Origin of the sequence: Trinickia sp. (assembly GCF_035492435.1) — a bacterium.
Taxonomy (GTDB): Bacteria; Pseudomonadota; Gammaproteobacteria; order Burkholderiales; family Burkholderiaceae; genus Trinickia.
Window position 1 is genome coordinate 1 of record NZ_DATJJF010000036.1, and the last position, 5,629, is coordinate 5,629.

The window sequence follows — 5,629 nt, forward strand, 5'->3', positions numbered from 1 at the left end:
GGCGCGTATCTCATAGATTTCGCGCGCTTCATTGGCATTGAGCGGCGCGACCGTCGCACCTTTGTTCAGTTCGCCCTTGATCCAGCCTTCGCTTTCGAGTTGGCGCAATGCTTCGCGCACAGGGATCGCACTGATCGAGAAATGACGCGCGATTGCGTCCTGACGCAACGGCGCGCCCGGTGCCAACGCGCCGTCGATGATGGCCTCGCGCAAGGCATCGGCCACCATTCGGGAGGCGCTCATGCGCGGCGCAACAGAAACGGCCGCGAGCGGCATGGCGTTTCGCTCTACCCCGTTCGCCGCGGAACCTAGGGGAAAACGATTCGTTACATCGATCATGATAGTCGATATTATATACAAAATATTCGATATCAAATCGGGCAAACCCCGATGTGCTGCCAGGCCCTGAGCTTTACAGCACGCGCCGCTTGGCGTTCTTGAAAGAATAATGAAAGAAGTGGAAAAAACGTATTCCGGAGGAGATTCAGATGAGTTCAGTGACAGGCGGCGCGCGTACCACGCGAGGCCGAACGCCGCTTAATCGTTCGCAGATCGCGGGGTTCTGGGGTGCCTGGGCAGGGTGGACGCTCGATGGGATGGACTCGTTCATCTATGCGCTCATACTTACGCCGGCATTGACTGAGCTGCTGCCGCGCTCGGGCTATGCGGCGACTCCCGCCAACGTCGGTTTGGCGGGCTCAATTATGTTTGCGCTGTTCCTCGTGGGTTGGGGGCTCTCTTTTATATGGGGGCCGCTTGCAGATCGCTTCGGCCGCACGAAGGTTCTGGCGGGCACCATCTTCACCTTCGCGATCTTTACAGGGCTTGCCGCCACGGCGGAAAACGTGTGGCAGCTCGGCATCTATCGCTTCATCGCGGGTGTCGGCATCGGCGGCGAGTGGGCGCTTGCGGGTACCTACGTCGCCGAGGCCTGGCCGGAAGATCGCCGCAAGATGGGTGCCGGTTACCTACAGACTGGCTACTACGCGGGCTTTTTCCTGGCGGCCGCGCTCAACTACACCATCGGCGTGCACTTCGGTTGGCGGGCCATGTTCCTGACGGGGGCCATTCCTGTCGTCGTCGCCATTGTGGTGCTGCTGCGCGTGAAGGAGACCGATAAGTGGCAAAAGGCCGAAGCCGTCGTCTCGAAGGCCAAGCCCTTGCAAGAAATTTTCGGCTCGCATTATCGTCGCCGCACTTGGGTGGCGTGCGGACTGGTGACGATCGCCATCGTCGGCTTGTGGGCCGGTGCAGTCTATGAGCCCTCGGCCGTCATTCAGCTTTCGTTAAAGGCGGGCATGGACAAAAGCGCCGCCACCAAGACGGCATCGCTCGCCACGGGCTTGCTTTCCATCGGCACAGTTCTCGGCTGTCTGGCATTGCCACCGCTCGCCGAGCGGATTGGGCGCAAAAAGACGCTTGCCGTGTACTTCACCGGGATGGCCGTTGCCATCGCGGCAAGTTTCGGTTGGGCGTTCTACTTGCCTAACGGACTGGTGCCCTTCATCGCGTTGCTTTTTGTACTTGGCTTCTTTGGTGGAAATTTTGCGCTGTTCAGCCTTTGGCTGCCGGAACAGTTCGGGACGCGCGTCCGCGCAACAGCATTTGCGTTTTGCACGTCCTTCGGGCGTTTCGTCGGCGCAGGAGTCAACTTCGCGCTTGGCGCTGCCGTCTTGCATATGCACACGCTCGGCGTGCCCGTCGCGTTGACCGCTATCGCATTTGTGGTGGGGATTTTCCTCATTCCTTTGGCGCCGGAAACGCGCGGTCAGGCACTTCCAGAGTAACGCCGCACGTAGCACGCAGCGATGCCGAGAGGGGTATTGCTGCGTGCTGCGCTTATTCCGTTAGCTCGTCCTTTGCCCCTTGCCTCTTGTGTTTCGCGTTTTCGCATCAGCTGGCCGGATTTTCTGCGTCCGGCAAGGGCGCGGTTGGGTTCGGCTCACCGAGAATACTGATCTGGAAAATCGGCGTAGCGGCGAGCGACTGCAACGAGTGATCCTCAGGAATCCTGAGTTGCAATGGAAAGATCACCGATCCGCCGATGACCGATCGCCGGCTGTTGTCGTCCGGGCGAAGCCCCCAGATGTCCTGATAGACGAGCGGTAGAGTCTGCCCGTCACGTACTGTTGTACCGAGATAGAGCATCACATGTCCGCCGATGTAGACGAGCGTGCGCATCGGCTCACCGTGCCGCATGAGGTAGTCGATGCGCTCGGCGGGACTGGCAGCGGACAAGTCCGTGAACTGCCCCGCGCTCATCTGTGTCGACGAGTGACGCGGTAGCCAGACCCCGAATGCCGCAAAGATGCTCTGAAGTTCCGATGAGCAGTCGTTGTAGAGCCCTGTATTGCCCCACCCATAGGGGCGTCCGATCAGCGCTTTGATCAACATCGCCAGATGTCTGGGTGTTGCGGCAAGCGGCATGGGCGCGATCTGCCCGTCAGCAAGGTGCGCTTGGCGGATCACGGCGCGCCCGTCGATATCGCGTGCCGGCACAAGCACCGTTTGCGTGCCCGGCCGTGCATTCTGCGCTTGCGAGACTAGCGGCAACAGCGTGCCCGCGGGCGCGTTGAATCGGAACGATCCGCCATCGTCGCTCACGCTCGCCGATGCCACGATGACGGCACCCCATGAAGTGCGGGCGCGCTGCCTCCAGGTATCGACAAAAGCGTCGTCGACATTGGCAACCCCCGCCGACTGTACCCAGCCTTGAACGTCGGGCGTTTGCACGTATCGCCATGCCCCATCCCGGGTCTGCCCGAGGACATAGAGCGGCGTGCCCGGCTTGACCGCCGAGACCTGCAGATTATCGAACGGGTAGCCCTCACCCGCGAGTTCGTACGAAAAAAATGCTGGGTCCATGGTAGGCAACTCGCGCACAAGGAGATTGCCCGCGGCAATAGCGCGCGACCTTGCCACGTAATGCGGAGCTTGCGCGAATTGGTCGACATCCATATTTTGCGCAATAACGTCGATCCATTTCTGAGTGTGCGCCCGCAGGTTTTGTCCATAACCGATTCCGTTCGAGCGCTTGCTGGCGTTGTCGTAGTTGTGGACGCGTTGCAATTGCAGTGCAACGATGTCTTGCCCGTGCTGGCCATAGACTCGCCCCTCGATGAAAGAGGGATTCCAAGGTGAGGCGTCCGCCGGCAGGCTGCCGAAGTAGCGTGAGTAGAGGGCGTCAAAATGCGCACGTTGCGCTGTTACGCTCAGAAACGGCACGTCGTATCCCGGTGCAGCTGGGTCGATCCAACGATCGACGTTCTGATCGTAGGCGTCCATCGGAAAGAGGCCGATCGGTTCGATATGTGCTTCTCGGCTTGGTGCAGGCGCGAACGACGTGCAAGCGGCGAGCGCAAGGCACAGCGAGGCGAGCGGGAACGCCGGGGGCAGGGAGCGAAGTCTGAGGGGCATCGGTCAGCAGTCCGAAGTGACAATAATGGGCGGTCACGCTGGCCATCGTCGCTGCGGCCGCGCGATTCGGTTCAAGCATCAACGCCGTTATTTTGCCTCGACCCGACAAACCCGTTTCGGAGTGATCAAAGTTTGTGCCCGACCGGACGCGAAACGCGCGCAAGCAGCGTCATCGGTCCCAACCGTTGCACGGTTTCCAACTGCACGGCATCGCGCACGAAGAGAGAGCCCGCAAAGCCGAGCGCATTGATCGAAATGCCCTCGATGTGCGCTTCGGTTCGCGGCACGACAAGCATCCAGCGTTGCGTCATCAACAAGTTGTAGGCGGCGGCTTGGCGCACTGGCTTCCCTTCGGCGTAGGAGACGAGCGCTAGGCTCCTCATGAGCCAAAGGTAGCAATCCAGTGCCGCGGCCGCCGCCTGCGGCCCGCTTGCAGGTGCGAGCGGCGCGAACGCGTGGACAAACGGAAAGCGGGTGAGTAGCGTGCCGGCACTCGCGCGTGTCGACGCGCGCGCGCTCGCGATGAGCGGTTCGATCGGCAGTGCAAAGCCGTCGTTATGCTCGGTGGTGATCGGCAGCGGCACGATTTGCATGTGCTTGTGCGCCTGACTTGCACCCGCACTGACGCCGCCGTTGTAAAAACCGAGTGCATTGAATTCGGCGAGGCATGCAAGCCAAGCGACAAAATCCGAAAGATCGAGCAAGGTTTCTTGCTCCTCGAAGTCTCGTGTAACGATCAGCATGTGATGATCGATGACGTTGAACTTGTTCAGCAATGCAATATGTGTGTCGGAAATGTCTGCGACGAAAAGCGCTGGATCATACGGTTTGAAGGGATCGGAAGGCGGCGTGGAAGAGGTGTCGGAAGTGTCGCCCTCAAGTGCGTACGTTTTGCGTGCGAGGCTCGACACTTGGCGAACAATGAAGCGAATGCCACCGTCATCGATCCTCGTGCACACAGTCTCGATCGGTTGAAGCGCGCCGTCAGCGAGCGCTTGTGCGCTGCGGCGCTCAATGGCGCCGTGCAGCGTGCCTGGCGAAAGCAGGAGTGCAGACATATTGTGTCGCAGACGCATATCAGCACCTCAATATGATCCATCCGGAATACCAAGGATAATTCGCGTATAGGCATAGTCGTTGCCTGTCGATTTCTGCTTTTGCTGGGGACGATCCGTTTTTATGAGCGGCATGACGACGAGTGCAGGCACATGTCGATCGAGTTAAGTGAACTTTCGCGCATCATGGGGCGCCATCGGGCACGATTGCCTTCGATACACCCGTGTGCGCTGGTCTACCTTGATGGTGTGACCGGAGGCAGCCCGAATAGCAGCAACCGGGATCCCCGCGCGTATGTGCGTCAGGCGCTCTGCCTCAACAAATCGCTGCTGCGCCTCGGAATGCCGCGCCTTAACGTCTACACGAACGAACCGGACGGGGTGCGCAATGTGCTTGCCGGCTCGCCCGATCGCAGTCATCCGGTAGTTCATGCGCTAACGATAGGCGGTTTGAATTTGCCGGACAGCACGCCTTTTTACGCGACGCATTTCAAGTTCCACTTGATGATGCAGGCAGCCCGAACGCTTCCGGGTGACACACTTTTTCTGCTGCTCGATACCGACATGGCCGCCATGAGAGCGCTCGACGTCGGGCTCGTGGAGCGATGCGCGCGGCTCGGCGTTGGCGCGTTCGATATCTCGGATCAAGTTTTTCCCTGCTATGGCAGCGCCCGAGTTATCGCGGACATTGAAGCCGTGGCGGGTCGGCGGCTTCAAAACCCGCGTTGGTATGGCGGGGAGTTTTTGCTGTGCACGCCGCATTTTCTTGCGCGGCTCGTCGCTTGCGCGAAGGCGTGCTTCGACAGATATACCGTTCAGATCCCTCAGCTTTGCCAGCATGGCGACGAGGCATTCGTTTCCGCTGCGCTTTCGCTGTTGGCGGAAAAAGGTCAGTCGATCGTCGACGTCGGCGCTTATCAAGCCGTCGGACGTCACTGGCCTGGCAATACCCATCGGAATCTATATTGGTTCAGCCGATGTGCGTTCCTGCATTTGCCAGGCAGCAAGTCGGTCATCGAGCGGCAGGCGCGTTTCGAAGAGTTCGATCCGGCGCGCCTGTGGCGAACTGTTTGTGCGCAGCACCGCAAGGGCCAGCTTCGGTGGGTTTTGAAGCTGCTGCTGGCTAAGGGGATGAAGAGTCCGAAGCTAAGGGAGTA

At 59.9% G+C, this 5,629-nt stretch carries 5 protein-coding genes; 2 read left to right on the top strand and 3 right to left on the bottom strand.

The genetic code is table 11. The features are described 5' to 3' along the window. Positions 1-339: GntR family transcriptional regulator (locus tag VL598_RS03160; RefSeq protein WP_325325249.1), on the bottom strand; the 339-nt coding region annotated here is incomplete at its 3' end. Between the two features lie 149 nt (positions 340-488). Between VL598_RS03160 and VL598_RS03165 the strand changes: the two genes are divergently transcribed. Further along, positions 489-1,787 (top strand): MFS transporter, encoded by a 1,299-nt coding sequence (locus VL598_RS03165; protein WP_325325250.1) that lies wholly within the window; start codon positions 489-491, stop codon positions 1,785-1,787. A 106-nt stretch (positions 1,788-1,893) separates the two neighbouring features. Here VL598_RS03165 and VL598_RS03170 read toward each other — a convergent pair whose 3' ends face one another. Then, positions 1,894-3,417 carry an SH3 domain-containing protein gene (locus VL598_RS03170; RefSeq protein ID WP_325325251.1) on the bottom strand — a complete coding sequence of 508 codons (1,524 nt, stop codon included), beginning with the start codon at positions 3,415-3,417 and terminating at the stop codon, positions 1,894-1,896. A gap of 125 nt (positions 3,418-3,542) precedes the next feature. Then, positions 3,543-4,475, bottom strand: a complete 933-nt coding sequence (locus VL598_RS03175) for a phosphorylase (RefSeq protein WP_325325252.1) — start codon at positions 4,473-4,475, stop codon at positions 3,543-3,545. Positions 4,476-4,625: 150 nt separating this feature from the next. Here VL598_RS03175 and VL598_RS03180 point away from each other — a divergent pair. After that, a partial coding sequence (locus VL598_RS03180; protein WP_325325253.1) for a hypothetical protein occupies positions 4,626-5,629 on the top strand: 1,004 nt, incomplete at its 3' end.

Bases quoted from the DNA above. Each gene is read 5' to 3' on its own strand.
- VL598_RS03165 (WP_325325250.1), top strand. From the start codon at position 489: ATGAGTTCAGTGACAGGCGGCGCGCGTACCACGCGAGGCCGAACGCCG.
- VL598_RS03170 (WP_325325251.1), bottom strand. From the start codon at position 3,417: ATGCCCCTCAGACTTCGCTCCCTGCCCCCGGCGTTCCCGCTCGCCTCG.
- VL598_RS03175 (WP_325325252.1), bottom strand. From the start codon at position 4,475: ATGTCTGCACTCCTGCTTTCGCCAGGCACGCTGCACGGCGCCATTGAG.